Raw genomic sequence first — 1665 nt, forward strand, 5'->3', positions numbered from 1 at the left:
CCGAGCGCGCGGTCGCGTCCGTGCGCACCGGCCGCCGTCCGCTGCGCGTCGACGTGATCGCCTCGCGTGGCGCGGCGGCGGGCCTGATGCGCGGCTTCCACCGCGCGCACCCCGAGATCGAACTCGACGTGCTGATGCTGTTCGACATCGAGACGGCCGTCGCCGCCATCCGGTCCGGTGCGATCGACGCGTCCTTCCGCGCCGTCGCCGTGCCCGGCCGGCCCCTTCCCGAGGACATCGAGTCCGTCCGGGTGCTCGACGAGCCGCTCCAGCTCCTCACCGGCCCCGCCCACGCGCTGGCGGGCGCCCGGTCGGTGCCCCTCGCTCAGCTCGCCGGGCACCGGATCTGGATGCCCGGCATCGTCCCCGGTACCGAGTGGGCCGCCTACTACGACGACCTCGTCGCCGCGTTCGGCCTCACCATCGAGGCGACCGGCCCCAACTTCGGCTCCGACGCGCTCCTCGACACCATCGCCGACACCCCGGCTCTGGCCACCTTCATGGGCGGGCACACCCGCCTCGTCTGGCCCGCCGGCCACGGCCTGCGCCGCATCCCCGTGACCGACCCGACGCCCGTCTACCCGCACTCGCTCCTCTGGCACCGCGACAACCCCCACCCGGCGCTGGCCACCCTCCGCGCCCACCTCGCCGCCACAGCGACCGGCCACGGCGCCGCCGGGACCTGGGCGCCGGACTGGGTGATTCCGCGCCTCCGCGACCACTCCGCCTGAGGACGGATCAATGGCACAGAGCCTGACTGACAGCTGTCGCTCGGTCGCGTCTACGGGCATGCTCGGTGGTGCCGGGACGGGATGCGGGCGGGGAGTTGGCGCGATGTGGCTGCTGGGACCGCTTCGACCGCGATTGCGACGGGCGGGGCGGACAGCGAGTGGAGTGCTGCTGGCGGGGCTGGTGCCGGCGCTGCTGCTTGTTGGGTGCGGTGGGAACGGTACGGACCGTACGGGCGGTACGGATACGCCGCCCGCCGGTGCGGCTCCCTCAGCGGCCACGAGCGCCCCGGCGACCTCAGCGGCTCCGTCTTCGTCCGCCTCACCGTCGCCGGCGCCCGGCGGGACTCTTGTCATCGTCACCAGATCCGGTGGTATCGCGGGACGGCACGACAGTGTCATGGTGAGGAACGACGGCGGCTATACCGTCCTGTCCTCGGGCCGTGAGACCGGCTCCGGACGGCTGCGGGCCGCCGAGCTCACCGAACTGCGGCGGGCCCTCGCCGCGTCCGGTATCGAGCGACTCCCTCGCGTGATGTTCGACCGGCCCGCGCCCGACGCGTTCATCTTCGCCGTCAACCACGCGGGCCACGAGGTCGCGATCTCCGAGGCGCAGCCCGTACCCGCCCTCCAGCGCGTCGTCGCCGCCGTGCCCCTCCCTTCGTAATCCCTCGTAGTCCTCGCCGTGAACCGTCGGCGCCGGTGCCGGCGATAGAGAGGCGTGAGACTGTTCCGCCCCATGGAGGGTGACCGCGACGACGGCCAGCTGCTGCGTGCCGTCTCCAAAGGGGACGCCGAGGCGCTGGCCCTGCTGTACGACCGGCACGCCGGCTGGCTGCTGGCCCGGCTGACGCGGCGGTGCCCGGACGCCGAGACCGTACGGGAAGTCCTCCAGGACACCTTTGTGACCGTATGGCGCTCGGCCGCGAGCCATCAC

General features: G+C 73.3%; 3 protein-coding genes. All 3 read left to right on the forward strand.

Annotated features, from left to right (window positions below; all coding sequences use genetic code 11):
* A partial coding sequence (locus GA0115259_RS36920) for a substrate-binding domain-containing protein (RefSeq protein ID WP_093604873.1) occupies nt 1–731 on the forward strand: 731 nt, incomplete at its 5' end.
* A 397-nt stretch (nt 732–1128) separates the two neighbouring features.
* Entirely contained in the window at nt 1129–1395 is a 267-nt protein-coding gene (locus tag GA0115259_RS39805) for a hypothetical protein (protein WP_141716861.1), read from the forward strand.
* Nucleotides 1396–1467: 72 nt separating this feature from the next.
* Nucleotides 1468–1665, forward strand: a 198-nt coding sequence (locus GA0115259_RS36930; protein WP_272921284.1) for an RNA polymerase sigma factor, incomplete at its 3' end; no start/stop codon positions are given.

The organism is Streptomyces sp. MnatMP-M17 (genome assembly GCF_900091995.1).
Taxonomy (GTDB): Bacteria; Actinomycetota; Actinomycetes; order Streptomycetales; family Streptomycetaceae; genus Streptomyces.

Excerpts from the sequence above, each read along its gene's own strand:
- GA0115259_RS39805 (WP_141716861.1), top strand. The coding sequence starts at position 1,129 with ATGGTGAGGAACGACGGCGGCTATACCGTCCTGTCCTCGGGCCGTGAG.